The sequence below is a fragment of the Vibrio campbellii CAIM 519 = NBRC 15631 = ATCC 25920 genome (genome assembly GCF_002163755.1).
Taxonomy (GTDB): domain Bacteria; phylum Pseudomonadota; class Gammaproteobacteria; order Enterobacterales; family Vibrionaceae; genus Vibrio; species Vibrio campbellii.
Map to the genome: position 1 here is coordinate 195,786 of NZ_CP015863.1, position 17,482 is coordinate 213,267.

A 17,482-nucleotide genomic window follows, 5' to 3' on the forward strand; every position below is an offset into this window, starting at 1 on the left:
ATTAACGAGTCCAACCTTCGCGAGTGAAAAAGGTTTCTCCCTCACTGCTGTTAACGAAATCAATGAAAGCTTGAGTTTGTGGATCTGCACCTTTTGCCTTTGCTAGGGTGAGATCTCGGTAGATGCGTCTTTCTGGCTCAATTTCTACATAGTCGACTTTATCGGCATGGTTGAGCGGCCAGTGAATCCAAGTGATCCACGCATCAGCCTTTTGTTGTTGAAAAGCTTTGAAACTTGCTCCGCTGCCTTTGGCGTAAGCAATGATTTTTTTGCGAAAGTTCTGTACGTCAGCCAGTGAACCCGTGCGTCCTGCGACATCTTCCCAAACGCCTGTACCGGAAGTGTTGTAAACCCCTAGACCTTCAGTCACGACTATTCGCGCTGGTTTTTCGAGTAGGTCTTTAATCCCGTTGATATTTTTTGGGTTCCCCTTTGGGACCGCAATCACTGCACGGCGCAAGTACACTGGCTCAACATCTTGATCGGTAATAAAGGGGTAGGTTTCAACAAAAGCGCTCATGGATTGTTCTGCGGATCCAAAGATTAAGTCAGCATTTTTCTGTGCATCTTTCGTCCACTTTGATTCAGGCCCAGCGATCACGTTTACCGTCACCTTACTTTTTTTACTGAAAGCTTCTGCGGCATGACGGAGAGCGGTATCGGGGCCTCCTGGGCCATAGACATTGATTTCACCATCGTTTGGTTTATGGATAATGCTCGGGTCGAGCAGTGGTGACGCCAGTGTTGAAGTACTGGTGAGCAGAGCGGTCAATCCTGCCGCGATTATGTGATATTTCATGTTTTCTCCTAACCATTAATGTAAACAAGCGGATAAGAGACGAAAGAAACGGTCGATTGGATGCAGGTAAGTAAAAAATTTTTGTATAACTAAAAATGGGCGCGTTGTTCTGGGAAGTAACCATTTGTAGAGAAAGTGAAAGACCGAGTCAGTGCTCGGTCTGTTCTATTTGAATAACTTCTCCGCGCGAACTGGGGCGCTAAAGCGGAAGCCTTGTCCGTAGATGCAGCCGCGCTCGAATAGGTATTGGGCTTGCTCGTCGGTTTCGATGCCTTCAGCAACCACTTTTAACGAAAGGGTTTGTCCCATAGCGATGATGGCATTCACGATCGCATTGCTGTCGGTGTTGTTTGGAACATCGCTTACGAAAGAGCGGTCGATCTTCAATTTGTTGATTGGCAAACCTTTGAGGTAAGACAGTGACGAGTAACCGGTGCCAAAGTCATCAAGAGAGATTTCAATGCCCATCTCGCGCAGTAAATTCAGCGATGCGATGGCTTGTTGTGGATCGATCAGTAGGAAGCTTTCGGTGATTTCCAGCTCTAGGCGGTGCGCCGGGAATTCGGTTTGTTTCAGAATAGCTCCAAGTTTGCTGATGAAGTCCGATTGCTGTAGCTGAAGAGCCGATACGTTCACCGCGAGCTTGCCAAATTCAATGCCGTTATCCAGCCATGTGCGACCTTGCAAACAAGCTTGCTCCAAGACCCATTTACCAATGCTTTGAATCAAGCCGGTTTTCTCTGCAATCGGGATAAAGTCCGCTGGAGAAATCATCCCAAGATCGGGATGCTGCCAACGCAGTAAGGCTTCTACGCCAACCAGTTCGTTGGCACTTAAGTTGTATTGCGGTTGGTATGCTAAATGAAGTTGGTTTTTCTCAATCGCTTCATGCAGAGCAGACTGCATACGCACGTGAGATACGGATTTATCGGTCAAATCTGGTGAGTAGAATGCGTAGCCGTTACGACCGTTTTTCTTCGCCAAGTACATGGCGGTATCGGCATTCTTGAGCAAGGTTTCGCTGTCTTGTCCGTCTTGAGGATAACGTGCCACGCCTACGCTGGTGGAGATACGTAAAGATTCGTTCTTACTGACTTCAAAAGGACGGTTGAACAGGCAGAGTATGTCCTCAATAGTGTCGATAAGCTGCGAATCTGATTCGATATTCGGCAATATAATCACAAACTCATCGCCACCAATACGTGCTACATGAGCGCGTAAGTGCAACACATCTTGCAGACGTTCAGCGAGCTTAGTCAGGAGCTGGTCGCCACAGAAGTGCCCCATACTGTCGTTGATGTGTTTGAAGTGGTCGATATCGAGGAACAGGGTCGCAAACGCGTGTTGATGTTGCTGACCACTCTCGATGTGCTGTTCGAGCAAGCTGATCAAATGGGTACGGTTAGGCAGGTTGGTCAATGGATCGTAAAAGGCCATGCGTTGCAGTTTTTCTTCATGAGCTTTACGTACCGAGATGTCCTCGAACACACAGATGTAGTTAATCAGATGGTTTTTATCGTCCATCACCGCGCTGATGGTGGCGAGCTGCGGGTAAATGCTGCCATCTTTTTTACGGTTGATGAATTCGCCTTTCCATTGCCCCTTACTTTCTAATTGACGCCACAACTGTTGATAAAATTTGCTGTCATGGTGCCCAGAGCGCAGGATGTTGGGGTTCTTACCGATCACTTCTTCGGCTGTGTAGCCAGTGATGTGGGTGAAGGCGCTGTTCACATCGAGAATATTGGCTTTACGGTCGGTGATCACCATCCCTTCGTGGGAGTTATCGAAGATTTTCGACGCCAATGACAACTGAGTTTCCACCATCTTTCGACGAGTGACGTTACGTGTCATGCCTAAAATGCCGACGAGCTCACCAGTTTGGCTGCGGATTGGCGATTTGATGGTTTCCAACCAGGTTGGGTTGTTGTTGTCATCAATGAGAGTGCATTCTTCGACGGTATTTTGGCTGCCAGTAGCAATGACCAACTGGTCGGTATCAATGAACTTCTTCGCTCGACGACTGCTAAACAACTCGAAGTCATTCTTGCCAACAATGTCACTGCCCGTCATTTGCCAAGAGTCTTCAACGCTGCGGTTAGTCATCGCATAACGACCATCGGTACTTTTTATCCACGTGTGATCTTCTAAGCAGTCGATGAACTCTTGCAGTGAAGGCAGTAACTCTGGCAATTGAACATCGTGGCGCTTCTGCTCCTTATGATAAGTCTGAGCAACATCAAAGCCGATGCGTCCCGCTAACGCGCTTAACCAACCAGAAATAACAGTATTTTGCTCAGTTGGATGAACCAAGGCGAGCGCAGCAAACTGCTCACCACTCGGTAGCCATACCGGGCAGTAACTCAAGGTTTGGCTTCGAAAAGGCGTTTGTTCAACAACGAGTTGAGGATAGGCAAAGTGCTTGGTGGCAGGATCGAGAATCGCGATAACTTCACGATCATGCAGCGGCGATGTGGCTACCTCACTCAAACGCCATTGGCGAGTGTAGCTGAACGTATAAAGCTGACCGTGCGCCTGTGTGGCATCACAGCATTGCTGCAGAGCCTGTTTCCAGTCAGTCATCAATGCAGGGGAGATAGCGAAGCGAAACATAATTAATAAAGCATCCTGAAACGCCCTTGGATTTGAATGTTGAACATCTGACTAGACGTAAATATCGGGCTTTGGCTATATCGTATCCAAAGCCCAGACAAATCCAAGCAAGGAACACTTCATTAATCGGGTAAACTGTTAGCTAGCTCTCTTTTTTATAAATCGCGTCTCATTTTTGCAATGGTTTCGGGCGATGTTACTGAGCGTTGTTTGCCTGTTTTTGCTGCTTGCCAAACTTCACTTGTTGAATGACCAAGCCGCTGATGATCAGCACCAAGCCAATCAAAGTGGATGGGTGAATCTCTTCGCCAATGATAGTAGAAAGCAGTATGAGTGAGATGAATGGTGAAGCAAAAATTAGATTGCTGATGCGCGCTGTGTTCTCGGTTAACTTCAGTGCAGATAGCCATAACACGAAGGTTACGCCCATCTCAAACAGACCAACATAGGTCACTGCCGCCCAACCTTTCGCGGTGATCTGGCTCCAATTTGCGCCTTCGTAAATGCTTAAGCCAATCGCAAAGGGAATCGCCACCAGAAAGCCCAATAGTACACCTACTACAGGGTCGGCTTTGTTTTTGGTGTTGAGAATCCAGTAACTTGCCCACAGTAATGTAGAAAGCAGCGCTAGTCCGACACCAAGTGGGCTTTCGAACTCCATTCCCAACACATTGCCTTTGGTGGCAATCACGATAACGCCCAAGTAACTAAAACCACAAGCAATCCAGTCTTTGCTGCGGATCTTCTGACCTAAGAAAACCGCTGCCATTAAGGTGAGTGTGATCGCCCAGCTGTAGTTGATTGCCTGCGCTTGAGAGGCTGGCAGTAAGTCGTAGGCTTTAAACAGAATAAAGTAGTACGCTAGCGGGTTAATTAGCCCAAGTAGTAAGTAGTACCAAGGGTTGGAAAGGAATGTTGAGCTGAGCTGATTCAACTTCCCCTGTACACCACATACCATGATGAGTGCGATGGCCGAGACAATACTCGCCATGGTCAGCATCTGAATCGGTGTGAATTCCGCCAAAGTCAATTTAAATGCGGTCGCTACTGTTGACCAAAGTAATACCGCTGATAGCCCAAATCCTAGGGCGCGACGCTCGTTCATGATGCCTCTGTGTGATGATGTACCGCTCATTGCTGTTGGTTTGAGCTAGTGTGAGAATGTTGTACGGAGCGCCTAGTGTATGCGAGGATTTTTCATCCAACAAACTGGACATTTATCCAGTATGTAAATACCATTATTAGAGATAAAAAACACAGGCTAACTCGCTATTATGCAATGGATTCTTGAGCATCAATCTCTCATTTTGTCTTCCCTTTTTACCGCGACCATCAGCGGTGTTGCAGTGGGTTGGTGGGTCAAACAGCGCTTTGCCACACAAACTCAATTGCTCGAACAACAGCTCTCCTCTGAAAAACAGCTTCATCAACAACAACTTGAACAGGTGAAGCAAAACCTCTCCGATGCGCAGCAGGAATTGGATGAGCTCGATGATGAACGCGATAAAGCGGCATTCGAGGTGCGCCAAACTCATGGTAAATTGATGGCGGCGATGGAAAAACTGCGCTATTTCGAAGCTGTGAAGCAAGAGCGTCAGCAGTATTTTGATGAGCTAGGGCAGATGCGTGAACACAAATCGCGCCTTGAAACTCAGCTTCGTGAGCAGCAAGCGCGCCACGAGCAAATCAACCAAGCCAATGCGGAAAAACTGCAAATTCTTGAGCAAGCAGAAACGCGTTTGAAGCAGCAATTTGAGCACTTAGCGAATCAGTTGTTTGAAGAGAAAACCGCCAAAGTCGACATGCAAAACCGCCAGAGTTTGGAAGGTTTGCTGTCTCCACTGAAAGAGCAGTTAGAAGGGTTCAAAAAACAAGTTAACGACAGCTTCAGCCAAGAAGCCAAAGAGCGTCACACCTTGGTGCACGAGCTTAAAAACCTACAACGCTTGAATGAACACATGACCCGAGAAGCGGTCAATCTGACTCAAGCGCTGAAAGGTGACAACAAACAGCAAGGCAACTGGGGTGAAGTAGTTCTGGCTCGTGTCTTGGCAGAATCTGGCTTACGTGAAGGGCACGAGTATCAAACTCAGGTGAGCTTGCAAAACGAAGCCGGCAAACGCTATCAACCGGATGTGATTGTTCACTTACCGCAAAACAAGCAAGTGGTGGTCGATTCGAAAATGGCGTTAGTGGCGTACGAGCGCTACTTCAACGCAGAGAACGACATTCAACGTGAGCAGGCGCTGAGCGATCACTTAGCCGCGCTGCGCGCGCATATCAAAGGCTTGAGCCTTAAAGATTACCATCAGCTTAAAGGCATCCAGAGCTTAGACTACGTGTTGATGTTTATTCCGGTAGAGCCTGCATTCCAAGTCGCAATTCAAGCTGCCCCGAGCTTGGTTAAAGATGCGATGGAACAAAACATTATTTTGGTCAGCCCTACCACTTTGCTGGTGGCGCTACGTACGATAGATAACTTGTGGCGTAACGAACGCCAAAACGAAAACGCCCAATTGATCGCTGAACGAGCGGCGAAGTTGTACGACAAACTGCGCTTGTTTGTAGACGATATGGAAGGGCTTGGCGGAGCATTAGACAAAGCGAACCAAACTTACCAAGGTGCGATGAATAAGTTGGCGACAGGGCGTGGCAACGTGATCCGTCAGGCGGAGAGCTTTAAGCAACTTGGTGTTGAGGTAAAACGTCCTATTTCTCCTGACCTTGCTCAGTTGGCGCAGACGGAGTCATTTTCGGAAAATGCTTCTTTAGTAGAAAGACATCCGGCTGAGGATAAAGTAAACTAATCTCCCGCAGTACAGTGGGCGAATATATTTGTCAGCAACCGCCCCGAAGTGAGAAAGTGCTGCCCAAGAGGAATCAGAATGACGGACACAAGTGTGCAATCAAATACAGCGTTAGATAACGACACTACCCACTTTGGTTTTACCACAGTGGCAAAAGACGAAAAAGTGACCAAAGTTGCCGAAGTTTTTCACTCAGTGGCAGCGAAATACGACATCATGAATGACTTGATGTCCGGCGGCGTTCACCGCCTTTGGAAGCGATTCACTATTGATTGCAGTGGCGCTCGTCCAGGTCAACGTGTTCTTGACCTAGGTGGTGGTACTGGCGACCTGACGGCGAAATTCTCGCGCATTGTTGGCGACCAAGGTCACGTGATTCTAGCGGACATCAACAACTCAATGCTGAATGTAGGCCGTGACAAACTGCGCGACAACGGCATTGTAGGTAACGTGCATTACGTGCAAGCGAACGCAGAAGAACTGCCGTTCCCAGATGATTACTTTGACGTGATCACGATTAGCTTCTGTCTACGTAACGTAACTGATAAAGACAAAGCGCTGCGCTCTATGTTCCGCGTATTGAAGCCAGGTGGTCGTCTGTTGGTGCTTGAGTTCTCTAAACCAATCCTAGACCCACTATCCAAAGTGTACGACGCTTACTCTTTCCACCTGTTGCCGAAAATGGGTGAGCTAGTGGCAAATGACGCAGACAGCTACCGTTACCTAGCAGAATCTATCCGCATGCACCCAGACCAAGCTACGCTGGAAGACATGATGAAAGAAGCGGGCTTCGAAAACACCAAATACTATAACCTAACGGGTGGTATTGTGGCGCTGCATCGCGGCTACAAATTCTAAGGATAAGCGGTATGCCATTTGAACCTCTTATCACTGCCGTTATTGAAACGACGCTAAATACGCTGATTAAAGACGATCCTGAATTGGGTCGTCGTTTGTCACGTCTTAAAGGTCAGGTGATTCAAATTCACCTCAAAGAAATCAACAAGACATTGACGTTCATCTTCAGCCAGCAAATCGATGTTTTAGGTAATTACGAAGGTCAGCCAGACTGTTATTTGTCACTGAATCTAAGCGTGTTGCCTGAGTTGCGCGATCAAGCCAACATCACTCGCCTGATCAAGCAAGATAAACTTGAGCTTGAAGGTGACATTCAATTGGCACAGAAATTCTCTCAATTGATGGTGGATTGCAAACCTGATATCGAAGAATGGTTGTCTCGCGTGACAGGTGATGTCGTGGCACATACCTTTGTGCAAGGCACAAAAAACGTCGGTGGTTTCTTTGCCTCTCAAGCAGAAAAACACCAACGTCATCTTGCTCAAGTGGTAACAGAAGAGTGGAAACTGGCGCCAGCACCGCTGGAAATCGCCCACTTCTGTGATCAAGTGGATGACGTTCGCAGTCAAGCTTCTCGTGTTGAAGCGCGCCTAAACGCACTACTAAACAAGTTCGACTCGGATAAGCCTGCGCTGGAGAACTCATGACGCCAGCAGAAATAAAACGCTTATACCAAATCATTAAAGTTCAGCTGGAATACGGCTTGGATGAGTTGCTGCCTGATCATCAATTGACTAAAGCGCCGCTTTTGATGCGCAAAAGCCTATTCTGGATTAAGAACAAGCACCCAGAGAAACCGCTGGGTGAACGTCTTCGTCTCGCTCTGCAAGAACTTGGTCCGGTTTGGATTAAGTTCGGTCAGATGATGTCGACTCGTCGCGATCTTTTCCCTCCGCATATCGCTGATCCTCTTGCGCTTTTGCAAGACCAAGTTGCACCATTTGATGGGCAGTTAGCAAAAGAACAAATGGAACTCGCTCTGGGCGGTCCGTTGCAAAACTGGTTTACTGAATTTGATATTAAACCGTTAGCGTCCGCGTCGATTGCCCAAGTGCATACAGCGCGATTAAAAGACACTAACCAAGAAGTTGTATTAAAGGTCATCCGTCCAGATATTCGTCCGGTCATTGATTCAGATCTAAGACTGATGCACCGAATGGCGCGTATAGTCGCCGGAGCGATGCCTGAAGCACGTCGTTTAAAACCCGTCGAAGTGGTTCGCGAGTACGAAAAAACCTTACTTGATGAACTCGATTTACGTCGTGAAGCGGCGAACGCGATTCAACTGCGTCGCAACTTCGAAGGCAGCGAAGAGCTTTACGTACCAGAAGTTTTTCCTGACTTTAGTAATGAAACTGTCATGGTTTCTGAGCGAATATATGGCATCCAAGTCTCTGATATTGAAGGCTTGGAAGCGAATGGCACCAATATGAAATTGCTCGCGGAACGCGGCGTGAGTGTGTTCTTCACTCAGGTGTTCCGAGACAGCTTTTTCCATGCAGACATGCACCCGGGTAACGTATTCGTTAAGCCGGAGCATCCAGAGAACCCGATGTGGATTGGGCTGGATTGCGGGATCGTTGGGGCACTTAATACGGAAGACAAACGCTATCTGGCGGAAAACTTCCTCGCTTTCTTCAATCGTGACTACCGCCGCGTAGCGGAATTGCACGTTGATTCGGGCTGGGTACCAGCTGATACCAATGTCGATGAATTTGAATTTGCGATTCGCATTGTGTGTGAGCCAATCTTTGCCAAGCCACTTTGTGAGATCTCTTTCGGTCACGTATTGTTGAACCTGTTCAACACAGCGCGTCGATTCAATATGGAAGTGCAGCCGCAGCTTGTATTGCTACAAAAAACGCTGTTGTACGTCGAAGGTCTGGGCCGCCAGTTGTACCCGCAACTTGATTTGTGGGAGACCGCTAAGCCTTTCCTTGAAGAATGGATGATGAACCAAGTTGGTCCGCAAGCTTTAGTGAATGCCATTAAAGACCGCGCGCCGTTTTGGGCAGAAAAGTTACCGGAACTGCCGGAGCTGCTTTACGATAGCCTGAGACAAAGTAAAGCCATGAATCAACGCATGGATCAGCTTTATCAAGGTTACCGTCACAGCAAGCGTCAGCAGGCGACAGGAAAGTTTTTATTTGGCGTTGGAGCCACTTTAGTCGTATGCTCGGCAATATTGGTGGATAACGCTTATGAGCAGCTATCGATTGCTAGCGGTATCGCAGGGGTCACATTTTGGCTGCTTAGTTGGCGAGCTTATCGTCGATAGACGTTAAACTCTTGAAATAATTTTGTTTAAAGACCCGAGGTAAAAAGAATGGGTGGTATCAGTGTTTGGCAACTTCTAATCATTGCTGTAATTGTTGTATTGCTATTCGGAACTAAGAAACTACGCGGTATCGGTGGCGATCTGGGTGGTGCCGTTAAGGGCTTCAAAAAAGCAATGAGCGAAGATGAGCCTGCGAAGAAAGACGACAAAGACGCAGACTTCGAGCCAAAAAGTCTAGAAGAGCAGCAAAAGAAAGAAGCAGCTCCTGAATCGAAAAAAGACAAAGAGCAGGCGTAAAACGTGTTTGATATCGGTTTTTGGGAACTGGTATTAATATCTGTTGTTGGTCTGGTTGTTCTTGGTCCCGAGCGTTTGCCACATGCCATCCGCAGTGTCTCTCGTTTTGTCGGTGCAGCGAAGAGTATGGCAAACAGCGTCAAAGACGAGTTGTCACACGAGCTGAAAGTTCAAGAACTGCAAGAAAACTTGCGCAAAGCTGAGCAAATGGGGATGGATGATCTGTCTCCTGAGCTGAAATCTTCGGTCGAAGAATTGAAAAAAGCGGCGCAATCTGTAAACCGCCCTTACGCGGAGCCAACCAAATCAGAAGCGGAGTCTAAACAAGAGGCACCAGCGACTGAAACCGTTGAGAAAGCGGAAGAGATTAAGGTTACAGCGGCAGATAAGAAAGCCGAATAGTCTCATTAGGAGGAGCTACTAGTGATTGGTAGCTCCTTTTTGATCAGGTTTTAAAAAAGAGGTTTGCCATGTCTACCGTCGAGCAGACACAACCTTTAATTAGTCATTTATTAGAACTTCGCAACCGACTGCTTAAAGCCATTGCTGCAGTATTGGTGGTGTTTGTTGGACTAATTTACTTCTCTAACCACATCTATGAGTTTGTCTCAGCGCCTTTGGTAGAGCGTCTACCTGAAGGTGCTACGATGATTGCAACCGATGTGGCTTCACCGTTTTTCACGCCTTTGAAGCTAACCTTGATTGCTTCGGTGTTTATTGCGGTGCCGTTTATCTTGTACCAAGTGTGGGCATTTGTTGCACCGGGCTTATACAAGCATGAACGTCGATTGATCATGCCATTACTGTTCTCTAGCTCACTGCTGTTCTACTGCGGTGTGGCGTTTGCTTACTTCGTGGTATTCCCACTGGTGTTTGGCTTCTTTACCGCCATCTCTCTTGGTGGGGTGGAGTTCGCAACCGACATCTCGAGTTACCTCGACTTTGTACTGGCGCTGTTTATGGCGTTTGGTATCGCGTTTGAAGTACCTGTGGCGATAATCTTGCTATGTTGGACTGGCGCAACCACACCACAAGACTTGAAAGAGAAGCGTCCATACATCATCGTGTGTGCGTTTATTGTCGGTATGCTATTGACGCCGCCGGATATGATCTCGCAAACCCTTTTAGCAATCCCTATGTGTTTGCTGTTTGAGGTAGGCTTGTTCTTCGCACGTTTCTACACACGTAAAGACGACGAACAAGAAGAAGTGGAAGAGTAACTCCAAACATCAATATTAAAAAAGCGGCGCACAGCCGCTTTTTTAACTTCAATCATCACCTGATTCGTCTGATGTGCCCGCATTGAGAACAGACATATACTTCTTTAATTCCAATCAATTTTTGAAACCAACTGCGCTGTTGACGTTGTAAATACACTCCGTGATTACACATTGCTAATCCTATCTTTCTTATTTTATAAGCCGGCTGGTATTTTATGTAAAACAATGCATAACTCAATAGGACTAACTATATAGTTGAGTATGAGATTGTATGATTATGAAATGATTGGTTTGTAGCACTAAATTATCCATACCAAGACTATGTAATTTTGCGGATGTATCCACATTTAGTGCAAATGTAGATCTCTTTAATGCCGATCAGTCTTTGCAGTAGCGTGTGCTTTTGATGTTTTAGGTAAATACCATGCTGGCAAGTATTCATCGATTGCCCACCTTGTCGAATGTGTGGGCAATATTTTAAGAAGGACAGGAGTTACATCTCAATAGCACATTATTTATACTTTCAAATATAATGCCATGAAATATAAGAAGTTGTTTGATTTTAACTTATATAAGTGCGGGTATTAGCTCAGGTTAAACAATGCCTCAGCATTTTTGGTCGTTAGAGTATCAATCACTTCAAGGCTTTCCCCACGCAGTTCCGCCACGCGCGCTGCCACCAGAGAAGTGTAAGCCGGCTCGTTGCGTTTACCACGATGCGGTACCGGTGCAAGGTAAGGACAGTCTGTTTCTAGAATCACCCAATTCATGTCCAGATGCGGGATAACCTTATCCATACCGCCATTTTTAAACGTAGAGACACCACCCAGACCTAAGTGGAACCCAAGCTCATTGATCGCTTGCGCTTCTTCTACGCTGCCACCAAAACAGTGGAATACACCACGCAAGCTGCCATCTTGTTCTTGACGAAGTAAGGTCAGCGTTTCTTCAATTGAGTCACGTGTGTGGATAACGACAGGTAAATTCATCTCTTTTGCCCAGTTTAACTGAGTCACAAACGCCATCTCTTGTTCTGCTCGGAAGGTTTTATCCCAGTAAAGATCGATACCGATTTCACCCACTGCAATGAAGTTGTGCTTTTCAAACCAGCCACGAATGATTGCTAGTGTTTGCTCGACATTGCCATCTACGTAACATGGATGCAAACCCATCATAGAACGACAAATCTCAGGATAAGCTGCCTCGGTTTTTAGCATCGGCTCAATAGATTCAAGATCGATGTTCGGCAGCAGAATTTTATCAATGCCTTGTTCTAAAGCGCGCTTCACCACCTCGTCGCGGTCGTTATCAAATTCGCTAGCGTAAATATGAGCGTGAGTATCGATCATGGTTAGTCTCTATGGGTTATCGGTGCATGGAATTAGTGAGAAGTATACTTGAGTGTGAGTGCTGGGTCATTTTCGGTTTTTTTCATGCCGTTTTTCCATATTGCTGCTCGCAAGGTGCATCAAGAGTGATATGATTTTGCCACCAGATGATTTGATCATCGTAACCTTCCAGACAAGGAGAAAGTGGTGTCTGTATCAATTCAAGGTCCATTCCCTGCACGCCGTATGCGTCGTATGCGTAAGCACGATTTTAGTCGTCGTCTGATGGCTGAAAACCAAGTTTCAGTAAACGATTTGATTTACCCAATGTTCATCCTGATGGGCAAAGATCGTCGTGAAAGTGTTGAATCGATGCCGAGTGTAGAACGTTTGTCGATTGATTTAATGCTAGAAGAAGCACAATACCTAGCAAACTTAGGCGTACCAGCAATCGCGCTTTTCCCTGTCGTAAACCAAGACGCTAAAAGTTCATGTGCTGCTGAAGCTTACAACCCAGAAGGTTTGGTTCAGCGCGCAGTACGTGCATTAAAAGAGCACGTGCCTCAAATCGGCGTGATCACAGATGTGGCACTCGACCCATTCACTACACATGGCCAAGATGGCATCATCGATGAAGATGGCTATGTAATGAATGATGAGACAACTGAAGTACTTGTAAAACAAGCGCTGTCTCATGCAGAAGCGGGTGCAGATGTGGTGGCACCATCAGACATGATGGATGGTCGTATTGGTAAAATCCGTGAAGCACTAGAAGAAGCGGGTCACATCCATACTCAGATCATGGCTTACTCTGCGAAGTACGCATCAAACTACTACGGTCCATTCCGTGACGCAGTTGGTTCATCAGCGAACCTAAAAGGCGGCAACAAGAAAAACTACCAAATGGATCCTGCGAACACGGATGAAGCGCTACATGAAGTGGCTCTCGACATCAATGAAGGCGCAGACATGGTGATGGTTAAGCCAGGCATGCCTTACCTTGATGTGGTTCGCCGAGTGAAGACTGAGCTTCAAGTTCCAACCTTCGCTTACCAAGTTTCTGGTGAATACGCGATGCACAAAGCGGCCATAATGAATGGTTGGTTGAAAGAGCGTGAGACTGTGATGGAATCGCTTCTTTGCTTCAAGCGCGCAGGTGCTGATGGCATCCTGACTTACTTCGCGAAAGATGTAGCAGAATGGCTAGCGGAAGAAAACGCACAAACTGCAGAGCACTTAGTGAAAGCGCAAGAAGCGGCAGACGAGTAATTATCGCTCAATGAGAAAAGCCAGACCGACAATTGTTGTCGGTCTGAATATACCCAAGTACCCTCAAGACGGAATACAAACGGCTTGAAGTTACTTGGGTATATTTATTTCTGGAGAGTGAGACAATGACAATGCTGATTCGTGAAGGCACGCTGGAAGAAGCGATCCAAGTGGTGGCTCGTGTCACTGAGTTTGCTCGTGGTGAAACGGTTGAATCTATGGCGGAGCGCCTTGGAGAGAAAAAGAGCCTAATCTTAGTGGCTGAGAAAGCTGGGACGATCCTTGGTTTTAAAATTGGCTACGAATTAGATAATTACACCTTCTACAGTTGGTTTGGTGGCGTGGCCCCAGAAGCGCGCAATGAAGGTGTGGCGCAGATGTTGTTGGAAGCACAAGAAGACTGGGTCGCTGAGCAGGGTTATAAAACGTTAAAAGTAAAATCGCGCAACCAATTTCCTGCCATGCTTCGTCTATTGCTAAGAAATGACTATATTATTGAAAAAATTGAAGAAAATTCGAATTTGCGTGAGTCTCGAGTCCACTTCATTAAAGCGCTATAAAAAATAAATGAGATTTTTTCTCATTTAGTTGTTGACTGTCAAATGAGAATCATTATTATTAAACCTGTCTTAGGGAATGAGGAAAGTTCACAAGGACGTTGATTTGCTAATTAACTGCAGTTTATTAACTGAGTGTTGAGAAGGTGATGAAACAATTTTCCCAGAACTTGCACGAATTCTTTTTGACACGACATTGCTCACATTGCTTCCAGTGTAATTTATAGCTTCTTGGTTAAGCTGCCATACAAATGGAAATAGCTTCACCACTTCTGCTAGGCGACCCAATTGGGTCGCTTTTTTCTTTTCTGAGATTTCTAATTGACGCCTCTATTGGCAACTTTTCCACATGACATGATCATTTTAGGATCGTTGATCTTTTCGCCTGTTGGTATTTATTTTTAATAAAAACAAGTGTTTATTGCTGTGTTTTGTTGGTTTTATTTCCGTTGGATAACCAGTGGATAATTTCTATAAACAGAGTTATCCACAAGAGAGTGCAAGTTTCGTGAATAATATCGGAAAATTTCCGCGACCTCGATCGAGCGAACAAGATAGATTCAGCTTAGCAGTCATGGCATTCTAAGCAGATCTATTAAGTACTGATTTGGATACAGACAATTATGGCAAGTATTCCTGAAAATCCGTTGATTCTGATCGACGGCTCTTCTTATCTATATCGCGCTTTTCACGCTTACCCAGGCACGATGAGTAACGGTGAAATTCCAACTAACGCAGTTTACGGTGTAGTAAACATGTTACGCAGCATGATGCGTCAGTTTGCTTCTGATCGTATCGCAGTAGTTTTCGATGCGAAGGGTAAAACCTTCCGTGACGATATGTACCCGGAATACAAAGCGAATCGTCCACCAATGCCGGACGATCTTCGTTGCCAGATTGAACCTCTGCATAACGTTATTCGTGCTATGGGTCTGCCATTGATCTGTATTCCAGGTGTAGAAGCCGATGATGTGATTGGTACTCTGGCTTATCAAGCATCGCAGCAAGGCATGCCTGTTTTGATTAGTACTGGCGATAAAGATATGGCGCAGTTGGTGGATGACAACGTTACCTTGATCAACACCATGACCAACGTCGTGATGGATCGTGAAGGTGTCGTTGAGAAGTTTGGTATCCCACCAGAACTGATCATCGACTACCTAGCGTTGATGGGCGATAAAGTCGATAACATTCCTGGCGTTCCGGGCGTGGGTGATAAAACCGCAACTGCCCTGCTACAAGGTATTGGCGGTCTGACAAAGCTGTATGAAAACCTCGATGATATTGCAGCGCTTGGCTTCCGTGGTTCAAAAACCATGGCGAAGAAGCTAGTCGATAACAAAGACAACGCAATGCTGTCTTACGAGCTTGCGACCATCAAGCTGGATGTGGAACTGGAAGAGACGCCAGAATCATTGCTAAAAGCAGAACCAAGTACCGATGAGCTGATCAAACTGTACGGTCAGTTGACGTTCAAGTCTTGGTTGAACGAGCTATTAGAAGGCGGTACAGGTGTGGTTGAAGCGGATGAATCAACCGGCGCAGCGCGTGGTGGCTCTGCTGCATCTAAAACTGATATGGATACTTCAGCGGTAAAAATAGACCGTAGCCAATACGAAACCATCCTAGATGAAGCTTCATTCAATGCTTGGTTAGACAAACTAAAAGCATCGGAGTTATTCGCGTTTGATACCGAAACTGACAGCCTAGATTACATGGTGGCAAACTTGGTTGGTTTGTCATTTGCAACTGACGAAGGCATTGCTGCTTATGTACCAGTGGCCCACGACTACCTAGATGCGCCGCAGCAGCTGGATCGTGATTGGGTACTGGCACAGCTAAAGCCGATTCTTGAAAATGAGGCTCAGGCGAAAGTTGGTCAAAACCTAAAATACGATGCATCTGTGTTGGCTCGCTATGGCATTGAGATGAAAGGCATCAAGCACGACACTATGTTGGCGTCTTACGTCTACAACAGTGTAGGTGGCAAGCACGATATGGACAGCTTGGCACTGCGCTTCCTACAGCACAGCTGCATTTCATTCGAGCAAATTGCAGGTAAAGGTAAGAACCAGCTGACCTTCAACCAAATCGATCTGGATGAAGCTTCACCATATGCTGCGGAAGATGCAGACGTGACACTTCGTCTGCATAACCGTTTGTTTGCTAACATCGAACAAGATGAAAAGCTCAAAGCCGTATACGAAGAAATCGAAATGCCACTCGTGCCCGTGCTGTCTCGCATAGAGCGTACTGGTGTGTTGATTGATGACATGAAGCTTAGTGCGCAATCTGTAGAAATTGCTGCACGCCTGGATGAGCTTGAGCAAAAGGCTTACGAGATTGCTGAGCAAGAGTTCAACATGAACTCACCGAAGCAACTGCAAGCGCTTCTGTTTGAAAAAATGGGTCTACCAGTCATCAAGAAGACGCCATCAGGCACGCCTTCTACTAATGAAGAAGTGCTGCAAGAACTGGCTCTGGATTACCCACTACCAAAACTGATTTTGGAATACCGTGGTCTGGCGAAGCTAAAATCAACTTACACCGATAAGTTGCCGAAGATGATCAACCCATCGACGGGTCGTGTGCATACTTCTTACCACCAAGCGGTGACCGCAACGGGTCGTCTATCATCCACCGATCCTAACTTGCAGAACATCCCAATTCGTAATGAAGAAGGTCGTCGTATTCGTCAGGCATTCGTTGCCCCTACGGGTTACAAGATTCTGGCAGTCGACTACTCTCAGATTGAATTGCGTATTATGGCGCACCTATCAGGTGACCAAGCACTGCTTGATGCGTTCCGTGACGGTAAAGATATCCACGCGGCAACCGCAGCAGAAATCATGGGCGTTTCTATTGAAGACGTTTCAAGTGAGCAACGTCGCCGTGCGAAAGCGGTTAACTTCGGTCTTATCTACGGCATGAGTGCGTTTGGTTTGGCGAAGCAACTGGGCATTCCTCGTGGTGAGGCACAAGCATACATGGACAAGTATTTCGAGCGCTACCCAGGCGTAATGCAGTACATGGAAGACACGCGCAGTGCGGCTTCAGAGCAAGGTTTCGTCGAGACAATCTTTGGTCGTCGCTTGCACCTTCCTGAAATTCAATCTCGCAACGGCATGCGTCGTAAGGCGGCAGAGCGTGCAGCGATCAACGCGCCGATGCAAGGCACCGCTGCGGACATCATCAAGAAAGCGATGCTGTTAGTTGATCAGTGGATTCAAGAAGAAGGCAATGGTCGAGTGAAACTTCTGATGCAAGTACACGATGAACTGGTGTTTGAAGTTGAAGAGTCGTCTTTGTCCGAAATTGAAAGTAAAGTACAGAATTTGATGGAATCTGCAGCAGAGCTGAAAGTGCCTCTAGTGGCAGAAGCGGGTCACGGTGACAACTGGGATCAAGCACACTAGTCATTTTTAAGCCAATTTAGCCGATTTAATATGAGCCAGC

General features: G+C 46.6%; 14 protein-coding genes. 10 read left to right on the forward strand and 4 right to left on the reverse strand.

All coding sequences use genetic code 11. From position 1 onward, the window contains the following. Position 1: 1 nt before the first annotated feature. The 3 genes from A8140_RS00990 to A8140_RS01000 form a co-directional block, all read right to left on the reverse strand. On the reverse strand, positions 2–799 hold the full coding sequence (locus tag A8140_RS00990) for a substrate-binding domain-containing protein (RefSeq protein WP_005430041.1): 798 nt from the start codon (positions 797–799) through the stop codon (positions 2–4). Between the two features lie 165 nt (positions 800–964). Further along, entirely contained in the window at positions 965–3,412 is a 2,448-nt protein-coding gene (locus tag A8140_RS00995) for an EAL domain-containing protein (protein ID WP_005528991.1), read from the reverse strand. 196 nt (positions 3,413–3,608) lie between these two features. Continuing rightward, complete coding sequence (locus tag A8140_RS01000) at positions 3,609–4,517, reverse strand: DMT family transporter (RefSeq protein WP_005529004.1); 909 nt, start codon at positions 4,515–4,517, stop codon at positions 3,609–3,611. A 169-nt stretch (positions 4,518–4,686) separates the two neighbouring features. Between A8140_RS01000 and rmuC the strand changes: the two genes are divergently transcribed. The 7 genes from rmuC (at position 4,687) to tatC (ending at position 10,872) form a co-directional block, all read left to right on the forward strand. After that, positions 4,687–6,219 carry a DNA recombination protein RmuC gene (gene rmuC / locus A8140_RS01005; protein ID WP_005529006.1) on the forward strand — a complete coding sequence of 511 codons (1,533 nt, stop codon included), beginning with the start codon at positions 4,687–4,689 and terminating at the stop codon, positions 6,217–6,219. 78 nt (positions 6,220–6,297) lie between these two features. Then, positions 6,298–7,077 (forward strand): bifunctional demethylmenaquinone methyltransferase/2-methoxy-6-polyprenyl-1,4-benzoquinol methylase UbiE, encoded by a 780-nt coding sequence (gene ubiE / locus A8140_RS01010; protein ID WP_005529008.1) that lies wholly within the window; start codon positions 6,298–6,300, stop codon positions 7,075–7,077. Between the two features lie 11 nt (positions 7,078–7,088). Next, positions 7,089–7,724, forward strand: coding sequence for a ubiquinone biosynthesis accessory factor UbiJ (locus A8140_RS01015; RefSeq protein WP_005448553.1), 636 nt, complete (start codon positions 7,089–7,091; stop codon positions 7,722–7,724). Beyond that, entirely contained in the window at positions 7,721–9,355 is a 1,635-nt protein-coding gene (gene ubiB / locus A8140_RS01020; RefSeq protein WP_005529019.1) for a ubiquinone biosynthesis regulatory protein kinase UbiB, read from the forward strand. Before A8140_RS01015 ends, ubiB begins: the two co-directional genes overlap by 4 nt. A 48-nt stretch (positions 9,356–9,403) precedes the next feature. Continuing rightward, positions 9,404–9,652, forward strand: a complete 249-nt coding sequence (gene tatA, locus A8140_RS01025; RefSeq protein WP_005429959.1) for a Sec-independent protein translocase subunit TatA — start codon at positions 9,404–9,406, stop codon at positions 9,650–9,652. Positions 9,653–9,655: 3 nt separating this feature from the next. Then, complete coding sequence (gene tatB / locus A8140_RS01030) at positions 9,656–10,054, forward strand: Sec-independent protein translocase protein TatB (RefSeq protein ID WP_005529020.1); 399 nt, start codon at positions 9,656–9,658, stop codon at positions 10,052–10,054. 68 nt (positions 10,055–10,122) lie between these two features. Further along, the gene (gene tatC, locus A8140_RS01035) at positions 10,123–10,872 is read left to right on the forward strand and encodes a twin-arginine translocase subunit TatC (RefSeq protein ID WP_005429982.1); all 750 of its coding nucleotides are present in this window, start codon (positions 10,123–10,125) and stop codon (positions 10,870–10,872) included. A gap of 584 nt (positions 10,873–11,456) precedes the next feature. Here tatC and A8140_RS01050 read toward each other — a convergent pair. Further along, positions 11,457–12,221, reverse strand: a complete 765-nt coding sequence (locus A8140_RS01050) for a TatD family hydrolase (protein ID WP_005529021.1) — start codon at positions 12,219–12,221, stop codon at positions 11,457–11,459. A gap of 186 nt (positions 12,222–12,407) precedes the next feature. Here A8140_RS01050 and hemB point away from each other — a divergent pair, with 186 nt between their 5' ends. From hemB to polA, 3 genes are all read left to right on the forward strand, one after another. Continuing rightward, positions 12,408–13,469 (forward strand): porphobilinogen synthase, encoded by a 1,062-nt coding sequence (gene hemB / locus A8140_RS01060; RefSeq protein ID WP_005529022.1) that lies wholly within the window; start codon positions 12,408–12,410, stop codon positions 13,467–13,469. Between the two features lie 125 nt (positions 13,470–13,594). Continuing rightward, positions 13,595–14,029 (forward strand): GNAT family N-acetyltransferase, encoded by a 435-nt coding sequence (locus A8140_RS01065; RefSeq protein ID WP_005529027.1) that lies wholly within the window; start codon positions 13,595–13,597, stop codon positions 14,027–14,029. A gap of 620 nt (positions 14,030–14,649) precedes the next feature. Beyond that, complete coding sequence (gene polA, locus A8140_RS01075) at positions 14,650–17,442, forward strand: DNA polymerase I (RefSeq protein WP_005529031.1); 2,793 nt, start codon at positions 14,650–14,652, stop codon at positions 17,440–17,442. Positions 17,443–17,482: the final 40 nt, after the last annotated feature.